General features: G+C 71.8%; 14 protein-coding genes and 1 pseudogene. 13 read left to right on the top strand and 2 right to left on the bottom strand.

What is annotated here, in order from left to right; all coding sequences use genetic code 11:
* The first annotated feature begins 474 nt into the window (after nucleotides 1–474).
* From ACFVYS_RS24230 to ACFVYS_RS24220, 3 genes are all read left to right on the top strand, one after another.
* The gene (locus ACFVYS_RS24230; RefSeq protein ID WP_020128551.1) at nucleotides 475–744 is read left to right on the top strand and encodes a WhiB family transcriptional regulator; all 270 of its coding nucleotides are present in this window, start codon (nucleotides 475–477) and stop codon (nucleotides 742–744) included.
* A 207-nt stretch (nucleotides 745–951) separates the two neighbouring features.
* Nucleotides 952–4,665: a glycosyltransferase gene (locus ACFVYS_RS24225; RefSeq protein ID WP_389505093.1), complete on the top strand. Its 3,714-nt coding sequence runs from the start codon at nucleotides 952–954 to the stop codon at nucleotides 4,663–4,665.
* Nucleotides 4,662–6,209 (top strand): DUF5719 family protein, encoded by a 1,548-nt coding sequence (locus ACFVYS_RS24220; protein ID WP_389505091.1) that lies wholly within the window; start codon nucleotides 4,662–4,664, stop codon nucleotides 6,207–6,209. Before ACFVYS_RS24225 ends, ACFVYS_RS24220 begins: the two co-directional genes overlap by 4 nt.
* A 64-nt stretch (nucleotides 6,210–6,273) precedes the next feature.
* Here ACFVYS_RS24220 and ACFVYS_RS24215 read toward each other — a convergent pair whose 3' ends face one another.
* On the bottom strand, nucleotides 6,274–6,654 hold the full coding sequence (locus ACFVYS_RS24215) for a metallopeptidase family protein (protein WP_389505089.1): 381 nt from the start codon (nucleotides 6,652–6,654) through the stop codon (nucleotides 6,274–6,276).
* Between the two features lie 363 nt (nucleotides 6,655–7,017).
* On the opposite strand from ACFVYS_RS24215, the gene ACFVYS_RS24210 reads away from it, so the two are divergent.
* The 9 genes and pseudogenes from ACFVYS_RS24210 to ACFVYS_RS24170 all read left to right on the top strand — a co-directional run bounded on the left by ACFVYS_RS24210 (nucleotide 7,018) and on the right by ACFVYS_RS24170 (nucleotide 17,713).
* Nucleotides 7,018–7,437, top strand: coding sequence for a DUF3499 domain-containing protein (locus ACFVYS_RS24210; RefSeq protein ID WP_020128555.1), 420 nt, complete (start codon nucleotides 7,018–7,020; stop codon nucleotides 7,435–7,437).
* A 251-nt stretch (nucleotides 7,438–7,688) separates the two neighbouring features.
* Nucleotides 7,689–9,295 (top strand): annotated as a pseudogene (locus ACFVYS_RS24205) (L-lactate permease).
* 131 nt (nucleotides 9,296–9,426) lie between these two features.
* The gene (locus ACFVYS_RS24200; RefSeq protein ID WP_389505087.1) at nucleotides 9,427–10,791 is read left to right on the top strand and encodes a phosphomannomutase/phosphoglucomutase; all 1,365 of its coding nucleotides are present in this window, start codon (nucleotides 9,427–9,429) and stop codon (nucleotides 10,789–10,791) included.
* 314 nt (nucleotides 10,792–11,105) lie between these two features.
* Nucleotides 11,106–11,276 carry a Trm112 family protein gene (locus ACFVYS_RS24195; RefSeq protein WP_389505085.1) on the top strand — a complete coding sequence of 57 codons (171 nt, stop codon included), beginning with the start codon at nucleotides 11,106–11,108 and terminating at the stop codon, nucleotides 11,274–11,276.
* A 192-nt stretch (nucleotides 11,277–11,468) separates the two neighbouring features.
* On the top strand, nucleotides 11,469–12,602 hold the full coding sequence (locus tag ACFVYS_RS24190; protein WP_389505083.1) for an SIS domain-containing protein: 1,134 nt from the start codon (nucleotides 11,469–11,471) through the stop codon (nucleotides 12,600–12,602).
* Nucleotides 12,603–12,826: 224 nt separating this feature from the next.
* Complete coding sequence (gene manA / locus ACFVYS_RS24185; RefSeq protein WP_389505082.1) at nucleotides 12,827–13,978, top strand: mannose-6-phosphate isomerase, class I; 1,152 nt, start codon at nucleotides 12,827–12,829, stop codon at nucleotides 13,976–13,978.
* A 136-nt stretch (nucleotides 13,979–14,114) separates the two neighbouring features.
* Nucleotides 14,115–15,095: a cation diffusion facilitator family transporter gene (locus tag ACFVYS_RS24180; RefSeq protein WP_389505080.1), complete on the top strand. Its 981-nt coding sequence runs from the start codon at nucleotides 14,115–14,117 to the stop codon at nucleotides 15,093–15,095.
* Between the two features lie 347 nt (nucleotides 15,096–15,442).
* On the top strand, nucleotides 15,443–16,900 hold the full coding sequence (gene ahcY, locus ACFVYS_RS24175; protein WP_020128562.1) for an adenosylhomocysteinase: 1,458 nt from the start codon (nucleotides 15,443–15,445) through the stop codon (nucleotides 16,898–16,900).
* Between the two features lie 198 nt (nucleotides 16,901–17,098).
* Complete coding sequence (locus tag ACFVYS_RS24170) at nucleotides 17,099–17,713, top strand: hypothetical protein (RefSeq protein ID WP_389505079.1); 615 nt, start codon at nucleotides 17,099–17,101, stop codon at nucleotides 17,711–17,713.
* A 31-nt stretch (nucleotides 17,714–17,744) separates the two neighbouring features.
* Here ACFVYS_RS24170 and ACFVYS_RS24165 read toward each other — a convergent pair whose 3' ends face one another.
* Nucleotides 17,745–18,788, bottom strand: a complete 1,044-nt coding sequence (locus tag ACFVYS_RS24165) for an RDD family protein (RefSeq protein WP_389505077.1) — start codon at nucleotides 18,786–18,788, stop codon at nucleotides 17,745–17,747.
* Between the two features lie 130 nt (nucleotides 18,789–18,918).
* Here ACFVYS_RS24165 and ACFVYS_RS24160 point away from each other — a divergent pair, with 130 nt between their 5' ends.
* Nucleotides 18,919–19,926, top strand: a complete 1,008-nt coding sequence (locus tag ACFVYS_RS24160; RefSeq protein ID WP_389505075.1) for a stage II sporulation protein M — start codon at nucleotides 18,919–18,921, stop codon at nucleotides 19,924–19,926.
* Nucleotides 19,927–20,244: the final 318 nt, after the last annotated feature.

Genomic DNA, 20,244 nt, shown 5'->3' with positions numbered 1-20,244 from the left:
AGCATGCCCATAAGGACAGCGGTTCACACCTTCACTGTCAACTCGACGCCCGGTATGTGGGACAGGGTTCACCTCATCCGGTCCATCTCGGAGGTGAAAGGTTTGTGCAGGCGTTCTTCGGGACACATGGCGCACAAGCCGGGCGCGCAAGCCTCGTGGCGATCCCGTGATCCGACTGTGATCAGGTTCGCTTCCGCGCGCGTGCCGCAACGGGATCGCACCTTTGGGCGTCCTTCCCCGTACAAGCGCTGTGCGGGGCCGGTGGCCCTCCGGGGCTTCATCTGCTTGTCAAGGTTTATGGCGATTTGAACACTTACCGCATGGCCTTGGTTCCGCAGAGTGAATAAGGGACCCAATAGCAGATCTCGGCTTGACTCGCCCGGAGCAGCACACTTGTAATTTCACTCGTGTCGTTCAGCCGAAATCGGTAACGGCCAGGTCACGGGGACGCGAAAGACAGAGCGAGGGGCGCACATGACCGAGCTGGTGCAGCAACTGCTGGTCGACGTCGACGACGCGGACGAGGAACTCGGCTGGCAGGAGCGCGCGCTGTGCGCCCAGACCGATCCCGAGTCCTTCTTCCCCGAGAAGGGCGGCTCCACCCGCGAGGCGAAGAAGGTCTGCCTCGCCTGTGAGGTCCGCTCCGAATGCCTCGAGTACGCCCTCGCCAACGACGAGAGATTCGGCATCTGGGGCGGGCTCTCCGAGCGGGAGCGCCGCCGGCTGAAGAAGGCGGCGGTCTGAGAACCGCCCGGTTCGACAGCACAAGGGCGTCACGGCATCGCGGTACGCAGAGAAAAGGGTCCGAACGGCCCGTCGCACGTGGGTTGTCCACAGGCGGCGGGCCGTCGTCCTGCCCAGCCGATAGTGTGGGCGCTCGTCCGAGACACCCGGCCGCACCACACGGCGCAGGCGTCCACCGCAGTCCACCGAACCGGGGCCCGTACCTCGATGTCCGTGCACAGCCACACGGCAGCCCATCAAGACCGCGCTGCCACACCTGAGTTCCCGCGTCATGTAGTGACCGCGGTGATCGTCACCCATGACGGTGCCCGCTGGCTGCCCGACGCGCTCGCCGGGCTGCTCGGCCAGGAGCGCCCCGTCCAGTCCGTCATGGCCGCCGACACCGGCAGCTCGGACGACTCCGCGCGCCTGGTCACCGAGACCCTCGGCGACGACCGCGTCCTGCACCTCGCCCGGCGCACCGGGTTCGGCCAGGCAGTGGAGGAGGCCAACCGGACGGCTCCGGTCCTCACCCCCGAGGAACTGCCGTACCTGAAGCGCCCCAGCGGCTGGGACCCCGTCACGCGCACCTGGCGCGACGACACCTACGACCTGCCGGAGCTCCCGCACGGAGAGCCCGTCCAGTGGCTGTGGCTGCTGCACGACGACTGCGCCCCGGAACCGGACGCCCTGGCCGAACTGCTGCGCGTGGTCGACAACGAACTCGAACTGGGCCGGGACGACGTGGCCGTCGTCGGCCCCAAGCTCCGCGGCTGGTACGACCGCCGCCAGCTCCTCGAGGTCGGCGTCACCATCGCCCACTCCGGCCGCCGCTGGACCGGCCTGGACCGCCGCGAGCAGGACCAGGGCCAGCACGACCACGTCCGGTCCGTGCTGTCCGTGTCCACCGCCGGCATGCTGATCCGCCGCGACGTCTTCGAACAGCTCGGCGGCTTCGACCGCCGCCTGCCCCTGATGCGCGACGACGTCGACCTGTGCTGGCGCGCGCAGGCCGCCGGCCACCGCGTCCTGATCGCCCCCGAGGCCGTCGTACGGCACGCCGAGGCCGCCTCCCGCGAGCGCCGCACCGTCGACTGCGCGGGCCGCACCAGCGCCTCCCCGCACAAGGTCGACAAGGCCGGCGCCGTCTACACCCTCCTCGTCAACAGCCGCACCGCCCTGCTGCCCTGGATCCTGGTCCGCCTGGTCCTCGGCACCCTGCTGCGGACCGTCGCCTATCTCGTCGGCAAGGTCCCCGGACAGGCCGTCGACGAGATCCGCGGTCTGCTGGGCACCCTGCTGCGGCCCGAGCGGATCATCGCCGGGCGGCGCAGGCGCGGGAAGCCGGCGGTCGACAAGGATGAGCTGCGCCCCCTGTTCCCGCCACCCGGCGCGACCGTGCGGGCCACCGTCGAACAGGTCGCCGGCGACTTCTTCGGCTCCTCCGACCCCGAGGCCGTGTCCGGAGCGGGCCGGCATGGCGGCGCCGTCGAGTCCGGACCCGGCGGCGACGACGCCGACTTCCTGGAGATCGAGCAGTTCGCCCGCCTCAAGCGCATCGCGCGCAAGCCCGGCCCGGTGCTCTTCCTGGTCCTGCTGCTCGTCTCCCTGGTCGCCTGCCGCAACCTCCTCGGCGGTGGCGCGCTCGCGGGCGGCGCCCTGCTGCCCGCCCCGGCCGACGCCTCCGAGCTGTGGTCGCGCTACCTCGACGCCTGGCATCCGATCGGCGCGGGCGGCACCCCGTCCGCCCCGCCCTATCTCGCGATCATCGCGACGCTGGCCACCCTGCTGTTCGGCTCGACCGGACTCGCCCTCACCGTGCTGCTCGTCTGCTCGGTGCCGCTGGCCGGCCTCGCCGCCTACTTCGCCTCCCGGCCGCTCGTCGAGTCACGCCTCCTGCGTGCCTGGGCGGCCGTCGTCTACGCCTTCCTGCCCGCCGCCACCGGCGCCCTCGCCGGCGGCCGGGTCGGCACCGCGGTCCTGGCCGTCCTGCTCCCGCTCATCGCCCGCGCGGGCGTCGCCGCGAGCGGCCTGACGCACGCGTCCGGCGCCCGCGGCAGCTGGCGCGCCACCTGGGCGTACGCGCTGTTGCTGACGATCACCACCGCGTTCACGCCGATCGTCTGGCCCCTCGCGCTCGTCCTCGGCATCGCGGTCCTGGCCGTCCGGCGCCGCGAGATCACCGCCTACGGCCCGCGCTTCCTGGCCCAGCTGGGCACCCCCCTGCTGATCCTCGCGCCCTGGTCGCTGTCCCTGCTGCCGTTCGGCTTCTTCACCCAGGCCGGCCTCGACTACGGCGCGTCGACCGCCACCGCGCTCGACCTGCTCGGCGCCAGCCCCGGCGGCCCCGGCACCGTCGACGGCCTGATGCTCATCGGCATCGTGCTGGCCGCGCTGGCCGCGCTGTTGCGCTCCGAGCGCCACTTCGGCGTCTGGGCGGCCTGGGCGGTCGCCCTCGTGGGCCTCGTCTTCGCGATCCTGTCCAACAGCTCCACCTGGGCCGGGCCCGCCACCCTCGTCTACGGCATCGCCCTCCTCGCCGCCGCCGTCATCGGCGCCGACGGGGCACGCACGCGTGTCGCCGAACAGAGCTTCGGCTGGCGCCAGCCGGTGGCCGCCCTCATCGCCTTCGCCTCGGCCGCCGGCCCGCTGCTCGTCGCCGCCGGCTGGATGATCGGCGGCGCCGACGGCCCCCTGGAGCGCCGCGACCCCGTGCAGGTGCCCGCGTTCGTCGCCGAGGAGGCAGGCAACCGCGACCAGGCCCGCACCCTCGTCCTCGACAGCGACTCCGCCGCCCACGTCGCCTACATGCTGGTCCGCGGCTCCGGCGCCCGCCTCGGCGACGCCGAACTCGCCGCGGCCGACGGCGAGAACCAGCAGCTCGACAAGGTCGTCGCCAATCTCGTCGCCGGCTCCGGCGCCGACCAGGCCGACCAGCTCGGCAAGTTCGCCGTGGGCTACGTCCTCGTCCACAAGGGCGCGCCGCGCGAGGTCACCCGCGTCCTGGACGCCACACCCGGCCTGAAGCGGCTCAGCCAGCAGGACGGCAGCGCCCTGTGGCGGGTCGACCAGGAGGTCTCCCGCGCGGCCGTCGTCGCCGACTCCGGCAAGGGCACCGCGACTCCGGTCGCCGCGGGCCCCGTCGACATCCACACCACCGTCCCCGACGGCTCCGGCAGCCGCGTCCTGCGCCTGGCCGACACCGCCGCCGACGGCTGGACGGCCACCCTCGACGGCAAGCCCCTCACCCCCACCACCGTCGACGGCTGGGCCCAGGGCTTCGAACTCCCCGCCACCGGCGGGAAGCTGGACGTCACCTACGACGACCCCTTCACCCACACCGCCTGGCTGTGGGCGCAGGGCCTCCTCGGTCTCGTCCTCGTCGTCCTCGCCCTTCCCGGCCGCCGCCGCGACGTCGACGACGACCTTCCCGAGGAGGAGCCGGTCCCGGCCCAGGCGGTCGACGGCGAGGGCCGCCGCGCCCGCCGTCTGCGCGCCCAGGCCGAGGCCGAGGCCGAGGAGCCCGGCCACCACGAGGAGTTCCCGTCGCCGCCGCAGGAGGAGACCCCGGTCGCGGTCCCCCAGCAGCAGTCGTACGACATGGGAGTCCCCCCGGACGGGCAGGGCGGGGACTGGGGCGGGGACCGGGCGGGCTACGCGAACGCCGAGTACGGCGGGTACGCGGGCGAGCAGTACCAGGGCACCCAGCAGTACCCGGCGGGCGGCTACGACCAGCAGGCCTACGACCCCTACCAGGCCGGCCAGTACGACCCGTACGCCTACGACGGCCAGGCCCAGCAGGCGCCGTACGACCAGACCTACCAGCAGCAGCAGGGCTACGACCCGTCGGCCTACGACCAGGGCGGCTACGACCCCGCCTACGACCCGGACCGGCACCCCCACGGCACCGGCAGCGAGCGCCCCGACGGGAGCCAGCAGTGAACCGCACCACCCTGTCCCTGATCGCCGGCACGGCCGCGCTCGCCGCGGTCACCGGGTTCGCCACGCTCAACCAGCCGGACGCGACCCCCGCCGACACCGCCCAGGCGGCCGCCGAACTGCCTGTGGAGCGTACGAGCCTGCTCTGCCCCTCGCCCAGTACGTCCGACCTCGCCGAGACGTCGTACACGTCCTTCACGCCCGTCACCAAGGGCACGGACGGCGACGGCACGGCCGAACTCGTGGCAGCCACCGCGGAGTCGGCAGCCGCGACGACCGACAAGACGGGCGACAAGGCGACCGACAAGGCGACCGACAAGACGGGCGACAAGGCGAGCGACAAGAAGAAGGCGACGAAGCCCGTCGTCGCGCCCAAGGCGCCCGGCACCCCGGCCGTCGGCGAGACCTCAGGCGGCGAGACGCCCGCGCTGCTGGGCACCGCCGGGGGGAAGTTCGCGCCCGGCTGGACCGTCCAGGAGACCACCGAGGTCGCCGCCGGCAGTGGTCGCGGCCTCCAGGGCGTCACCTGCACCGCGCCGGACACGGAGTTCTGGTTCCCGGGCGTCAGCACCGTCGCCGACCGCACGGACTACGTCCACCTCACCAATCCGGACGACTCCGCCGCCGTCGCCGACATCGAGCTCTACGGCAAGGACGGCGCCCTGACGACCACGGTGGGGGAGGGCATCACGATCCCGGCGCACTCCAGCGAGCCGATCCTGCTGTCCACGCTCACCGGCGAGAAGCAGGAGGACCTCACCGTCCACGTCAACGTCCGCAGCGGCCGTGTGGGGGCCGCCGTCCAGGCCCTGGACGAGAAGCTCGGCGGGGACTGGCTGGCCGCCTCCACCGACCCGGCGGGCACGCAGGTCATCCCGGGCATCCCCAAGGACGCCACGGCCGTCCGCCTCATCGCCTACGCGCCGGGTGACGCGGACGCCGACCTGAAAGTCCAACTCGCCTCCCCCTCGGGCCTGATCACCCCGGCCGGACACGAGACGCTGCACGTCAAGGCGGGCATGACGGCCTCGGTCGACCTGGGTGACGTCACGCGCGGGGAGGCGGGCTCGCTGGTCCTGACCCCGACGGACCGGTCGGTGCCCGTCGTCGCGGCCGTACGGGTCCTGCGCGGCAAGGGCGCCCAGCAGGAGTCGGCGTTCATCACCGCCACCGCCCCGGTCGGCACGCGCGCGTCCGCCGCCGGCAACAGCGCCAAGGGCTCCACCCTCTCCCTGACCGCCCCCAAGGGCACCGCCAAGGTCAAGGTCACCGCGTCCGCGGGCAGCGGCGGCGGCACGGCCGCGTCCCAGACGTACACGGTCAAGGGCGGCACCACGCAGGAGGTCGAACTCCCCGTCCCCACCGGCCTGAAGGGCACCTACGCGCTGACCGTGCAACCCCTCACGGACACCCCGGTCTACGCCTCCCGCACCCTGACGGCCACCACGGAGGGCGTCCCGGGCTTCACGATCCAGACCCTGCCGGACGACCGCGGCACGGTGGCCGTCCCGGAGGCCGACGAGGACGTCGCGGTGCTCCAGAAGTAACCCGAGAGGGCGGTCGAGGTGCCCCGGAAGCAGGGCGGGGGAGACGGGCGCGGGGTGACGGGGTTCAGTCCTCGCCGTAGCGCGGATCCACCGTCTCCGGAGTCAGCCCCAGCAGCTCCGCGACCTGCTCGACGACCACCTCGTGCACCAACGCGGCCCGCTCGTCGCGCCCCTTGGTGCGGATCTCGACCGGCCGCCGGTAGACGACGACCCGCGCCCGCCCTCCCTCGCGCGCGGGAATCGCCCCGCCCAGCGGGACCGCCTCGTCGTTCCACGGTTCCGGGGCCGCGTCCAGACGCGGCACCTCCAGCACCATGAAGTCGATGTCGGCGAGCTGCGGCCACCGCCGCTCCAGCCGTTCCACGGAGTCCTGCACGAGATCCGCGAACACATCGGCACGGCTGGCGGCCAACGGAACCTGCGGCGGCGCGATCGGCCCGCGCATGCCCCGGCCGTGGCGGTCGCGACGACGGGGTCCGGGGCCTGCGGCGGGGGGTGGTACGGGGCTGTCCATCACTACTGAAGCGTAGTCCCCGCCGCGACCCGGTGCCCGGCCCCACACGGCAGTCCGACCGCCACCGGCCGCCGTGCCCCGCATGTCGCGGGATGACCATTCCGGCCAAGGTTGGGCTCGATTCCGTATCTCTCCGAGACCGGCGAACTCATCGCAATTGATGCCGTTTGTGTCGAGTGGTGACCACGAGCTGAGGCCTACGTGTGGGGAGGGGCTGGTGTTCGCGCAGGTCAGCGGGGTATGACTGGAGAGGCGCGTGGGGCGTTTCACAACACGACACGGTGGAGTGACCTGGTGGAGAGTCGTCGCGGCCCGCTCAAGAGTGCGGTACCGTCCAACGTCGTGAGCCCTGTACGTCGCTGTTCGCGAACTGCCTGCGGCCGACCCGCCGTCGCGACGCTGACGTACGTCTACGCCGACTCGACCGCGGTCCTCGGCCCGCTCGCCACCTACGCCGAACCCCACTGCTACGACCTGTGCGCCGAGCATTCCGAGCGCCTCACCGCCCCGCGCGGCTGGGAGGTCGTCCGGCTCCTCGACGGTTCGGCTCCCGCGCGCCCCAGTGGTGACGACCTGGAAGCGCTTGCCAACGCCGTCCGTGAAGCCGCCCGCCCGCAGGGACGCGCGGCCGGGGCCGGCGGCGGCCGTGCGATCGACCCGATGGAGGTCGCGCGCCGCGGCCACCTGCGGGTGCTGCGCTCGCCGGACAACTGAGCCGGTTTCCTCCTCTCGTCCGCACGGACCGGCGCACATCCCCTGACGCGCTGTTGTCGCGGACATGGCCATTCCGTTTCAGTCGAAGAACGAGAAACCGCTTTCCGCATGACGGAAGCGCGCCCTGCGGCCTGCCCGGCGGGACGGCCGTAAGGGCGACCGCCCTCGTGATCGCCGGCGGGATCGCAAGCGCGGGACCGGAAAAGCGACCGGAAACGTGATCGGAAACGTGATCGGGATCGGGGGCGCCCGTGTACGTGCAGGAGCTGCAACCCGTCGCCGACTCGCTCGGCCCGTCCGCCCTCGTCGCGGCCCTGCCCCTGGTGATCGTCCTCGTCCTGCTCGGCGGCGTCCGCCTCAAGGCCCATCTGGCGGGCCTGGCGGGCCTGCTGGCCGCCGCCCTCGTCGCCTGCCTCGCCTACGGCATGCCCGTGGGACAGACGCTCTCCGGCGCCGCCCAGGGAGCAGCCTTCGCTCTCTTCCCCATCCTGTGGATCGTCGTCAACACCATGTGGGTGTACCGGATGACCGTCCACACACGGCACTTCGACGTCCTGCGCCGCTCCTTCGGGCGCCTCTCCGACGACCCGCGCATCCAGGCCCTCGTCGTCGCCTTCTGCTTAGGCGCCCTCCTGGAGGCGCTCGCCGGGTTCGGCGCCCCGGTGGCGATCTGCTCGGTCATGCTCGTCGCCCTGGGCTTCGACCCCGTCCGCGCGGCGGTGGTCGCCCTCGTCGCCAACACCGCGCCCGTCGCCTTCGGCGCCATGGGCGCCCCCGTCGTGACGCTGGCCCAGGTCACCGGCCTCCCGCTGGACACCGTGGCCTCGGTGGTGGGCCGTCAGACTCCGCTGCTCGCCCTCGTCGTACCGCTCGTCCTGGTGGACGGCCGACGAGGCGTGCGCGAGACCTGGGTTCCCGCCCTGGCCTGCGGAACCGCCTTCCCCGTCGCCCGGTTCGCCGCCGCCAACCACGCCTCCGCGCAACTCGCCGACATCGGCGCCGCCTTGGCGGGGGCCGCGGCCCTGGCCGCCGTACCGCACACGCGCGTGCCCGCTCCCGAAGCGGTACGCGCGTCGGTGCTGACGGGCACCCGCAGCGAGGAGTTGGACGAACCGGACCCGCGCGCCGAGGTCGTGCGCGCCTACACCCCCTACGCACTGATCGTCGTGATCTTCTCCGTGGCCCAGATCCCGGCGGTCAAGGCGCGGCTCGCACAGACCACCCGCACCTACGACTGGCCCTCCTCAACGTGGCGGAACCGGACGGGAATCCGGTCGGCGGCAACCTCTTCACCTGGCCGGTCGTCGCGACGGGCGGCACCCTCGTCCTGCCGGCCGGGACCGGCACCGCGGCCGTACTCGGCGTCCACGCGCGCGTGGCGCTCAGGGAATGGGCCGCGACGGTGCACGAGTTGAGGTACGCGATCCTCACCGTGACCTCCGTCCTGGCCCTCGCCTACGTCATGAACCTCTCCGGACAGGCGGCCACGATCGGCCACTTCGTGGCGGCGGCCGACGCGGTCCTCGCCTTCCTCTCTCCCGTGCTGGGCTGGTTCGGCGTCGCCGTCTCCGGCTCGGACACCTCCGCCGACGCGCTCTTCGGCGCCCTCCAGGTCACCGCGGCCCGCGAGTCCGGTCTGTCCCCGCAGCTGCTGGCCGCCGCCAACAGCTCCGGCGGCGTCCTCGGCAAGATGATCTCGCCGCAGAACCTCACCATCGCCTGCGCCGCCGTCGGCCTCGCGGGCCGGGAGGGCGACCTGCTGCGCAAGGTGCTCCCGTGGAGCCTCGGACTGCTCCTGGTGATGTGCCTGATCGTGGTGGGCCAGAGCTCGCCCGTGCTGGACTGGATGCTGCCGTAGCGGCCCCACCTCGGACGACGGCGGACCATGGCGGCACGGTTACGTCTGTGGGTCCACTCGGCGGCCCCACCGCAGGCGGTGAACCGGCCCGGGTAGTTTGTGGTGACCTACAGACTCCAGGAAGGCTGGCCGTGGCTGCTGATCTGTCACAGATCGTGAAGGCGTACGACGTACGCGGGGTGGTCCCGGACCAGTGGGACGAGTCGCTGGCCGAGCTGTTCGGTGCGGCCTTCGCCCGGGTGACCGGCGCCGAGGCGATCGTCGTCGGCCACGACATGCGCCCCTCCTCGCCTGCGCTGACCGGCGCCTTCGCGCGCGGGGCAGCGGCCCTCGGCGTACACGTCACCGAGATCGGCCTCTGCTCGACGGACCAGCTGTACTACGCCTCGGGCGCACTCGACCTGCCCGGCGCCATGTTCACGGCCTCGCACAACCCGGCCCGGTACAACGGCATCAAGCTGTGCCGCGCGGGCGCCGCCCCGGTCGGCCAGGACACGGGCCTGACGGAGATCCGCGAACTGGTGGAACGCTGGACGGACTCGGGCGCCCCCGCACCGGCCCCGATCCCGGGAACCATCACCACCGCCGACACGTTGAAGGACTACGCGGCGCACCTGCGCGCACTCGTCGACCTGACCTCCGTCCGCCCCCTGAAGGTCGTGGTCGACGCGGGCAACGGCATGGGCGGCCACACCGTCCCCACGGTCTTCGACGGCCTGCCCCTGACGCTCGTCCCCATGTACTTCGAGCTGGACGGCACCTTCCCCAACCACGAGGCCAACCCGCTGGACCCGGCGAACCTCGTGGACCTCCAGAAGCGCGTCCGCGAGGAGTCCGCCGACCTCGGCCTCGCCTTCGACGGCGACGCCGACCGCTGCTTCGTCGTCGACGAGCGGGGCGAGCCGGTCCCGCCGTCCGCGATCACGGCCCTGGTGGCCGCCCGCGAGCTCGCCCGCAACGGCGGCCGGGGCACGATCATCCACAACCTGATCACCTCCTGGACCGTCCCGGAGGTGGTGAAGGAGAACGGCGGCACCTCCGTCCGCACCCGCGTCGGCCACTCCTTCATCAAGGCGGAGATGGCCCGCTCCGGCGCGATCTTCGGCGGTGAGCACTCCGCGCACTACTACTTCAAGGACTTCTGGAACGCCGACACGGGCATGCTGGCCGGCCTGCACGTCCTCGCGGCCCTCGGCGGCCAGGACGGCCCGCTCTCCTCCCTGGTCGCGGAGTACGACCGCTACACCGGTTCCGGCGAGATCAACTCCACGGTCGCCGACCAGGCCGACCGCATCGCCGCGATCAAGGCGGCCTACGGCGACCGCGAGGACGTCACCCTGGACGAACTCGACGGCCTGACCGTCACCTCCGCCGACTGGTGGTTCAACGTCCGCCCCTCCAACACGGAGCCGCTCCTCCGCCTCAACGCGGAAGCGCGCGACGAACCGACGATGGCCAAGATCCGCGACGAGGCACTGACCATCATCCGAGCCTGAAGACCTCGCAGGCCCCGCAGGCCTCAGGCCTCGCAGGGGTTCGAGTGGGTTCGAGGGGGCGGGGCGACACGCGGCAGGGGCAAAAAGGGCAAGAACAGGCGAAGTCTCCCAAGAGGGAAGGGGCGAAGCGTCTGAGGGTGGGAACGGGCAAGGGCGGCGGGAGCGAACCCCCGACGCCCCCCGAAGCCCCTCGACGCGCCGACCACCAGCCCCGTCCCACGCGCGCCCCCTCCCCGTCCCGCCCAACCCCCACGCCCCAACCCCACCAGCGGTACCCTGACCAGGCACATCCGCACACCCCGAAGGGACACCCCATGCCGCTCGAAGCCGGCCTCCTGGAGATCCTCGCCTGCCCCGCCTGCCACTCCCCCCTGAAGGAGCAGGACACGGAGCTGATCTGCACGGGCCAGGACTGCGGCCTGGCATACCCCGTCCGGGACGGCATCCCCGTCCTCCTCGTCGACGAGGCCCGCCACCCCGCGTAACAGCGCGCAGCGCGACCGCACCTCACGCGACCCCACCCCACGCCGCCCCCGGCCACGCTGCCGTCCCCGGCCCGAGCACACCCCGGCGCCCGGCCGCGCACGGCGCCGAGCCCCACGCCTTCCGGGCGAACGCCCCGCCACATCCACGGCCCCGCAAACCGACGACGCCCCAGGCGATCGGAGACTGCCGACATGCTCGACGACTCGCTGCTCGACACCCCGCAGGCCCTGGCCGAGGCCGATCACCGGGCCCTCCTGCGCGGCGCGGCCGAGGCCGGCGCACGCGTCCGTACCGCCGCCCGGTACGCGGCCGAGGCCGGCGTCCACGACCTCCAGCCGGACGGTCGCCCCCGGGCGATCCTCATCGCGGGCCCCGGCGCGGCGGCCACCTGCGTCGCCGACCTCCTCGGCACGCTCGCCGGCGCCGCCTGCCCCGTCATCCGCCTGACACCCACCGGCGTCGCACCCGCCGCAGGCGCCCTGCGCTGGGAACTCCCCGGCTGGGCGGGCTCCGTGGACCTTCTCCTCATCGCCACCCCCGACGGGAGCGAGCCCGGCCTCTCCCTCCTCGCCGAACAGGCCTACCGCCGCGGCTGCACGGTCGCCGCCGTGGCCCCCGCCGACTCCCCGCTCACCGAAGCGGCCGGCGCCGCCCACGGACTGTTCGTGCCGCTCGCGACCGCACCGTACGAACAGGACGAGGGAGTACCGGACGCGGCCTCCGCCCCCGGAATCCTCTGGGCCCTCCTCACCCCCCTCCTCGCCCTCCTCGACCGCGTCGCCCTGCTCTCCGCCCCGCCAGAGGAGCTCGAACGGGTCGCCGACCGGCTCGACCAGGTCGCCGAACGCTGCGGCCCCGCCGTCGCGACCTACAGCAACCCGGCGAAGACCCTGGCCGGCGAACTCGCCGACTCCCTCCCGGTGATCTGGACCGAAGGCACCTCGGCCGGCCCCGCGGGCCGCCGCTTCGCCGCCGCCCTCGCCGAACTCGCCGGCCGCCCCGCCCTGGTGGCCGAACTCCCCCAGGCCCTCGCCGAACACAACGCGATCCTCGCCGGCCCCCTCGCCGCCAGCGCCGACCCGGACGACTTCTTCCGCGACCGCGTCGAGGAAGCGCCCGCGCTGCACGCGCGCGTGGTGCTGCTGCGCGACCGTCCGATCGGCGGCCTCACCGCCGCCTCGGCCGCCCGCGAACTGGCCCTCAGCCACGACACGCCGATCAGCGAACTCGAGCCCGAAGCAGGCGACGAACTCGTCACCCTCGCCGAACTCATCGCCACCACGGACTTCGCCGCCGTCTACCTGGCCCTCGCCTCAGGAGCCTGACCCGACCCCGACCGTCACCCCAGAAACACCAGACACAGACGGCGGACGACAGACGGCTGGCGACAGATGACAGACGGCTGACGACGCGCCACAGACGGCAGAAGACCGACAGCCGGACAGCCCGAGCCGGGCAGGCCGACAGCCCGACAGCCCCGAGCCGGACAGCCCGACAGGCAGCCCCCACAGACAGCCCGACAGACAGACCGGCAGGCAGAGAGAAGCGCATGGACCGCCTCGACAACACCATCCGCCCCTACGCCTGGGGTTCCCCCACCGCGATCCCGCACCTGCTCGGCACCGAGCCGACCGGCGAACCGCAGGCAGAGATGTGGATGGGCGCCCACCCGGGCGCACCCTCACGCACCGACCGAGGCACCCTCGTCGAGATCATCGAGGCTGATCCGCAAGGGGAACTCGGCGCGGCGGCGGTCACCAAGTTCGGCCCCCGCCTCCCCTTCCTCCTCAAGATCCTCGCCGCCGGCGCCCCCCTCTCCCTCCAGGTCCACCCCGACCTGGAACAGGCCCGAGAGGGATACGAGGACGAGGAGCGCCGCGGCATCCCCGTCGACGCACCGCACCGCAACTACAAGGACGCCAACCACAAGCCCGAACTCATCTGCGCCCTCACCGAGTTCGACGGACTGTGCGGCTTCCGCGCCCCGTCCCACGCGGCCGACCTCCTGGACGGCCTCGGCGTCGACTCCCTCAAGCCGTACGTCGACCTCCTGCACGCCCAGCCGGAGGAAGCCGCACTGCGCGAGGTCCTCACCGCGATCCTCAGCGCCGACCGCGAGGAGATGGCCCACACCGTCGCCCAGGCAGCGGCCGCCTGCGACCGCCTCGGCGGCGACTACGCCCCCTACGCCGGCATCGCCCACCACTACCCCGGCGACCCCGGCGTCATCGCCGCGATGCTGCTGAACCACGTCCGACTCCAGCCCGGCGAGGCCCTGTTCCTCGGCGCCGGCATCCCGCACGCCTACCTCGACGGCCTCGGCGTCGAGATCATGGCCAACTCCGACAACGTCCTGCGCTGCGGCCTCACCCCCAAGCACGTCGACGTCCCCGAACTGCTGCGCATCGTCCGCTTCGAGCCCGCGGACCCCGGCGTCCTGCGCCCCGAAGCCGCCCCGGACGGCGAAGAGGTCTACGACACCCCCATCGACGAGTTCCGCCTGTCGCGCTATGTCCTCTCGCCGGGCGCCACCGCCCACGACCTCACCCTCCCCACCCCGCAGATACTGCTCTGCACCGCGGGCACCGTCCGAGCGGGCGAGCACGCGCTGACGCCCGGCACGTCTGTCTTCGTCCCCGCGGGGCACAAGGCCGAAGTGGCCGGGGCGGGTACGGTCTTCCGGGCCACGGTCGTCGTATGACTCCTGTCGTGACGACCTGACGCACCGCTGCCGAACAGGGCTGCAAGAATGGCCCCCCCGGCAAAGGACGGGCAAAGCCGAAGTCGGCCCCGCCCTGCACGGCGTACGCACGTAGGCGAAGGGACAACGCGAAAACATGAGCGCGTCAGGCGGCACCAAGGCGATCGTGGCGGCACTGGGGGCCAACCTCGCGATCGCGGCATCGAAGTTCGTGGCGTTCGCGTTCAGCGGCTCGTCGTCGATGCTCGCCGAAGGCGTGCACTCGCTCGCCGACTCCGGCAACCAGGCCCTGCTCCTCGTGGGCGGCAAGAAGGCCCAGCGCGAGGCGACCCCGCAACACCCCTTCGGCTACGGTCGCGAGCGCTACATCTACGCCTTCCTCGTCTCCATCGTCCTCTTCTCGGTCGGCGGCATGTTCGCCATCTACGAGGGCTACGAGAAGATCAAGCACCCGCACCAGATCGAGCACTGGTACTGGCCCGTCGGCGTCCTCGTCTTCGCGATCATCGCCGAGGGCTTCTCCTTCCGCACCGCCATCAAGGAGTCCAACCCCCTGCGGGGCGAGCACTCCTGGACGGAGTTCGTCCGCCGCGCCAAGGCCCCCGAGCTCCCGGTCGTCCTCCTGGAGGACCTCGGCGCCCTCGTCGGCCTGGTCCTCGCGCTCGGCGGCGTCGGCCTGGCGCTGCTCACCGACGACGGCGTCTGGGACGGCATCGGCACGCTCTGCATCGGTGTCCTCCTCGTCCTCATCGCGCTCGTCCTGGCCGCCGAGACCAAGTCCCTCCTGCTCGGCGAGGCCGCGACCGCCGAAGACGTCCGGAAGATCGAGGCGGCGGTCGTCGACGGCGACACCGTCACCCGCGTCATCCACATGCGCACCCTCCACCTCGGCCCCGAGGAACTCCTGGTCGCCGCCAAGATCGCCGTCCAGCACGACGACACGGCCTCCCAGGTCGCCACCGCCATCAACGCCGCCGAGGCCCGCATCCGCACCGCGGTCCCCATCGCCCGCGTCATCTACCTCGAACCCGACATCTACAGCGAGGCCGAGGCCACCAAGGGCTCCGACCGCGAGGCGACCCCGGGCGGCCCCGCCCAGCACCCGACCGAGCACTGACCCGCACCACCCCGACAGGGCCCGCCCCACACCAGGCGGGCCCTGTCGCCGTTCCACCCCGCATCTCCTTCGGCCCAGTCCATCTCTGATCGTGATCGGCTCGATCTGATCGGAGATGGACTGGGGCCGCCCCGCCACTCCGGTGTAGCTTGGAGCGGAGCCAGACGTCGCTGCTGATGGCGGTCGGGCGGTCCCGGTGCGGACCGTCCGAGGGAGAGAGGGCCTCCGACGGACTGCGCTGCGCGCACGCGGGCATGCCCATGCCCTTCATCGGGCACCCCTGTGTCCGCCGCCGCGCAGACCAGCCGTACCCACTCTCTCGACCAAAACCCCGAGGAGCAGCCCACATGACGACTGTCGACAACCGACAGGACTTCAAGGTCGCCGATCTCTCCCTGGCCGCCTTCGGCCGCAAGGAGATCACCCTCGCCGAGCACGAGATGCCCGGCCTGATGGCGATCCGCAAGGAATTCGCCGCCACCCAGCCGCTGGCCGGCGCCCGCATCATGGGCTCGCTGCACATGACCGTGCAGACCGCCGTCCTGATCGAGACCCTGGTCGCCCTCGGCGCCGAGGTCCGCTGGGTGTCCTGCAACATCTTCTCCACCCAGGACCACGCGGCCGCCGCGATCGCGGTGGGCCCGAACGGCACGCCCGACGACCCGCAGGGCGTCCCGGTCTTCGCCTGGAAGGGCGAGACGCTGGAGGAGTACTGGTGGTGCACGGAGCAGGCCCTGACCTGGCCGAACAGCCCCACCGGCGGCCCGAACATGATCCTCGACGACGGCGGTGACGCCACGCTCCTGGTCCACAAGGGCGTGGAGTACGAGAAGGCCGGCAAGGTCCCCTCGGTCGACACGGCCGAGAACGACGAGCACCGGGTCGTCCTCGAACTCCTGAACCGCACCATCACCGAGGGCTCGCAGAAGTGGACCCAGCTCGCCTCGGAGATCCGCGGTGTCACCGAGGAGACCACGACGGGTGTCCACCGCCTGTACGAGATGCACCGGGACGGCAGCCTGCTGTTCCCGGCGATCAACGTCAACGACGCGGTCACCAAGTCGAAGTTCGACAACAAGTACGGTTGCCGGCACTCCCTGATCGACGGCATCAACCGTGCCACCGATGTCCTGATCGGCGGCAAGACCGCGGTCGTCTTCGGCTACGGCGACGTCGGCAAGGGCTGCGCGGAGTCGCTGCGCGGCCAGGGCGCCCGGGTCATCGTCACCGAGATCGACCCGATCTGCGCGCTCCAGGCGGCGATGGACGGCTACCAGGTGACGACGCTCGACGAGGTCGTCGAGACGGCCGACATCTTCGTCACCACCACCGGCAACAAGGACATCATCATGGCCGCCGACATGGCCAGGATGAAGCACCAGGCGATCGTCGGGAACATCGGTCACTTCGACAACGAGATCGACATGGCCGGCCTGGCGAAGATTCCGGGCATCGTCAAGGACGAGGTCAAGCCGCAGGTCCACACCTGGAAGTTCCCCGACGGCAAGGTCCTCATCGTGCTGTCGGAGGGCCGCCTGCTGAACCTGGGCAACGCCACCGGTCACCCGTCGTTCGTGATGTCCAACTCCTTCGCGGACCAGACCCTGGCCCAGATCGAGCTGTTCACCAAGCCCGACGAGTACCCGGTCGACGTCTACGTGCTGCCCAAGCACCTCGACGAGAAGGTCGCCCGCCTCCACCTGGACGCACTCGGCGTCAAGCTGACCACCCTCCGCCCCGAGCAGGCCTCGTACATCGGTGTCGAGGTCGAGGGTCCCTACAAGTCGGACCACTACCGCTACTGAGTCCGCAGCTCCGCCCGCTGAAAGCGCGTCCGTGCACTGACGCGCTTCTCAGCACCGGGCAGGTCCTCCGAGGCAGGCCCCCGCACCCCCGTGCCGGGGGCCTGCCCCTTCGGCCCACGGCCGGACCGGCCGTCAGCCTGCCTGCCTGGCCGACCCGTCGAGACGGACCCGACCGGCCCGTCACACCCCAGGACCCCGATGCCCCGCGGCCGATATTCGCTCCACGATCCGCACGATCACACCCCCCTCGCACACGAGCACTTCCAATGCGCCCCAGGCCCCTCCGGCTGGCGCTATGTCTCTCAGCTGACCACCCCCACCGGCGAGCACACCGGATCCGTCGACCTCACCCTCGACGACCTCGGCCGCCCCCTCCGCCTCGAACTCCACGCGAGCAGCTGGCAGGTCCGCGGCGCAGCCCTCGACGGCGTCACCTGGGTCCGCACCGACCCCACCGGCACGCAGGCCACGGAAGGCAACGTCCCCGCCCACGCCTTCACCGGTACATCCCCCGCATTCCTCATCGCCACCAGCCGCCTCCTACGCCTCACCCCCTCCTCCTCGGCGACCCGAGTACGCCTCGTGGCCTTCACCGATCCGGTCCTCGCTCCGCGCACCGTGGACCAGTCCTGGGCCTTGCTGAGAAGAGAAACACACGCCACTGACAACGGCCCCCTGACCGTGGACGAATACCAGGTCACAGCCCTGGACACCGGGGAACAGCACGCGGTGCACATCGCCGGGGACATCGTGCTCGCGGCCCCCGGCATCGAACTGGAAGACCTCGAAACACCCCCGTCCACCTTCGACTGAACCCCTTCGGACGGCACCACCCGGGACGGCGCTAGGCCGGCGGCGCGAACCCAGTGGCCGGGCCCTGCGACGGTTCGTCAGGCGACTCCTCCATAGACCCAGCAGACGCCTGCCCCGCAGCAGGCCCGTACGCGACAGCAGGCCCATACGACACCGGCGGCCCGTAAGACATCGGCGGCGTCGGCGCGTACGGCGTGGGCGGCCCGTAGGGAGTGGGCGGCCCGTATGGCGTCGGCGGGCCATAGGGTGTCGGCGGCCCATAGGCCCCGGGCGCACCGCCCGCACCTCCGGCCCCACCCTGACCGGCGGGCCACCCCGCCACCGGACCGTTCCCGAAGGCCCGCCGTGCCTCCCGGACCTGCCGCTCCTGCACCACCGCCGCCAGGTAGGCGGCCGCCGGCACCCCTCGCGGCACCGGCGTCCCCGTACGCGCGGCGAGATCTCCGGCCAGCCGATCCGCCATGGCCCAGCCGACCTGCGGATCCAGCTGGTTCATCCGCCCCAGGTACTGGCGGACCGCCAGCCACAAGCCGTCCGGCACCGACGAAAGATCAACCGCCTGGAACCGGCCCGCCAGCCAAGGCGGAGGCGGCGGCACGAAACCGGACCGCGCCACGGGCACCCGCTCCCGCACCACCAGCGTCCCGGCGAAGACATCCCCGAGCCGCCGCCCCCGCGCCGACACGAGCGAGGCGATACAGGCCACCACCCCGATCGTCAGCAGAATCTCCACCACACCCAGCGCGCCCCGCACCAACGCGTGCCGGAACCGGATCGGCCCACCGTCGTCCCGCACCACCCGCAGCCCACACGCCATCTTCCCGAGCGACCGCCCGTGGCTGAGCGTCTCCACCGCGATCGGCCCGCCCACCAGCACCAGCAGGAACGTCGCGATCGACAGCGCGATCTGAGCCGCCTCGTCCAGGGAAGCCGTCGCCGCCACCAGACCGATGCTCACGACGACGTAGACCACGAAGGCCACGGTCAGGTCCAGCAGCGTGGCCAACGCTCGGCTGGGCAGCCTGGCAGGCCGCAGCTCCAACGCCACGGCCTCACCCGTCACCAGCTCACTCACGCCCGTCGTCCCTTCCCTGGCCCGCCCCGAGAACCGCCAGTCTGCCAAGCTGAGGGCACATCGCGCCGCAGTACGACAAGCTGACATCCATCACCGGCCGCCGACGAACAGCCGAGGAGCAGGCACACCGATGGACCTCGACGTCTTCGTCTCCGCCCACCGAGCCGAATGGGACCGCCTCGACGCCCTCCTGCGCCGCCAGCGCAGCCTGACCGGCGCCGAGACCGACGAACTCGTCACCCTCTACCAGCGCACCGCCACCCACCTGTCACTGATCCAGTCCAGCGCGCCCGACCCACAGCTCACCGGCCGACTCACCCAACTCGTGGCACGCGCGCGTAGCGCGGTGACAGGAACCCGTCGCGCCTCTTGGCGCGATGTGACGCGCTTCCTCACGCAGGGCTTTCCCGCCGCGGTGTACAGGTCACGTCACTGGTGGGTACCCACGGCGCTCCTCTCCACCGCCGTGGCCGCTCTCCTGGGCTGGTGGATCGGCACCCACCCCGAAGTCCAGTCCTCGATAGCGGCCCCCGACGAACTGCGCGAGCTCACCCGACCCGGCGGCCTGTACGAGACGTACTACTCGAGCCACGAGGCCGCGGCGTTCGCCGCTCAGGTCTGGACGAACAACGCCCAGGCCGCCGCGATGTGCCTGGTCCTGGGCGTCTTCCTGGGCCTACCGGTCCTCTGGATCCTCTTTCAGAACATGCTCAACCTCGGCATCGGGGCCGGCCTCATGTCCTCGGCGGGCCGGCTCGACACCTTCCTCGGCCTCGTCCTCCCGCATGGTCTGCTCGAACTGACCGCGGTCTTCGTCGCGGCCGGCACCGGGCTCCGCCTGGGCTGGACAGTCATCGACCCGGGCCCCCGCACCAGGCGAACCGCCCTCGCGGAAGAGGGCCGAGCCGCGGTCGGCATGGCGATCGGCCTCGCACTGGTCCTCTTCGTCTCCGGCGCCATCGAAGGCTTCGTCACCCCGTCGGGCCTACCGACATGGGCTCGCATCACCATCGGCATCACAGCCGAGCTGGCCTTCCTCGCATACGTCTATGTCCTGGGCGGCAGAGCCGCCCGGGCCGGGGAGACGGGCGACCTCGACGTCGCCGCGCGCAGCGCCGAGGTGCCGACAGCCGCCTGATGTGCGGAGGGCCCCGCCGGGCTGCTAGTCTCCTCTTCGCCCCACAAAAGCCGTTGACACGGAGCGCGTGGGGAGGTAGATTCGAACAGTTGCCTGGAACTGGACAGAGTCCGGTCGGCAGTGGTTAGTATCTGTCAGCCTCGTGAATCGATGATTCCACAGAGGCACCCCCGATAAGTCGGAAAATGAATGGCCGGTCAGACCGGCCAAGAACTTCTGATAAAGTCGGAACCGCCGGAAAGGGAAACGCGAAAGCGAGAACCTGGAAAGCACCGAGGAAATCGGGTCGAGAAAAGATCTGATAGAGTCGGAAACGCA

Origin of the sequence: Streptomyces sp. NPDC058295 (assembly GCF_042880655.1) — a bacterium.
Lineage (GTDB): Bacteria > Actinomycetota > Actinomycetes > Streptomycetales > Streptomycetaceae > Streptomyces > Streptomyces coriariae.
This window is presented reverse-complemented; position numbering and strand designations above follow the sequence as displayed.

Excerpts from the sequence above, each read along its gene's own strand:
- ACFVYS_RS24230 (WP_020128551.1), top strand. The coding sequence starts at position 475 with ATGACCGAGCTGGTGCAGCAACTGCTGGTCGACGTCGACGACGCGGAC.
- ACFVYS_RS24225 (WP_389505093.1), top strand. The coding sequence starts at position 952 with ATGTCCGTGCACAGCCACACGGCAGCCCATCAAGACCGCGCTGCCACA.
- ACFVYS_RS24215 (WP_389505089.1), bottom strand. The coding sequence starts at position 6,654 with ATGCGCGGGCCGATCGCGCCGCCGCAGGTTCCGTTGGCCGCCAGCCGT.
- ACFVYS_RS24195 (WP_389505085.1), top strand. The coding sequence starts at position 11,106 with ATGCCGCTCGAAGCCGGCCTCCTGGAGATCCTCGCCTGCCCCGCCTGC.
- ACFVYS_RS24190 (WP_389505083.1), top strand. The coding sequence starts at position 11,469 with ATGCTCGACGACTCGCTGCTCGACACCCCGCAGGCCCTGGCCGAGGCC.
- manA (WP_389505082.1), top strand. The coding sequence starts at position 12,827 with ATGGACCGCCTCGACAACACCATCCGCCCCTACGCCTGGGGTTCCCCC.
- ACFVYS_RS24180 (WP_389505080.1), top strand. The coding sequence starts at position 14,115 with ATGAGCGCGTCAGGCGGCACCAAGGCGATCGTGGCGGCACTGGGGGCC.
- ahcY (WP_020128562.1), top strand. The coding sequence starts at position 15,443 with ATGACGACTGTCGACAACCGACAGGACTTCAAGGTCGCCGATCTCTCC.
- ACFVYS_RS24170 (WP_389505079.1), top strand. The coding sequence starts at position 17,099 with ATGCCCCGCGGCCGATATTCGCTCCACGATCCGCACGATCACACCCCC.
- ACFVYS_RS24160 (WP_389505075.1), top strand. The coding sequence starts at position 18,919 with ATGGACCTCGACGTCTTCGTCTCCGCCCACCGAGCCGAATGGGACCGC.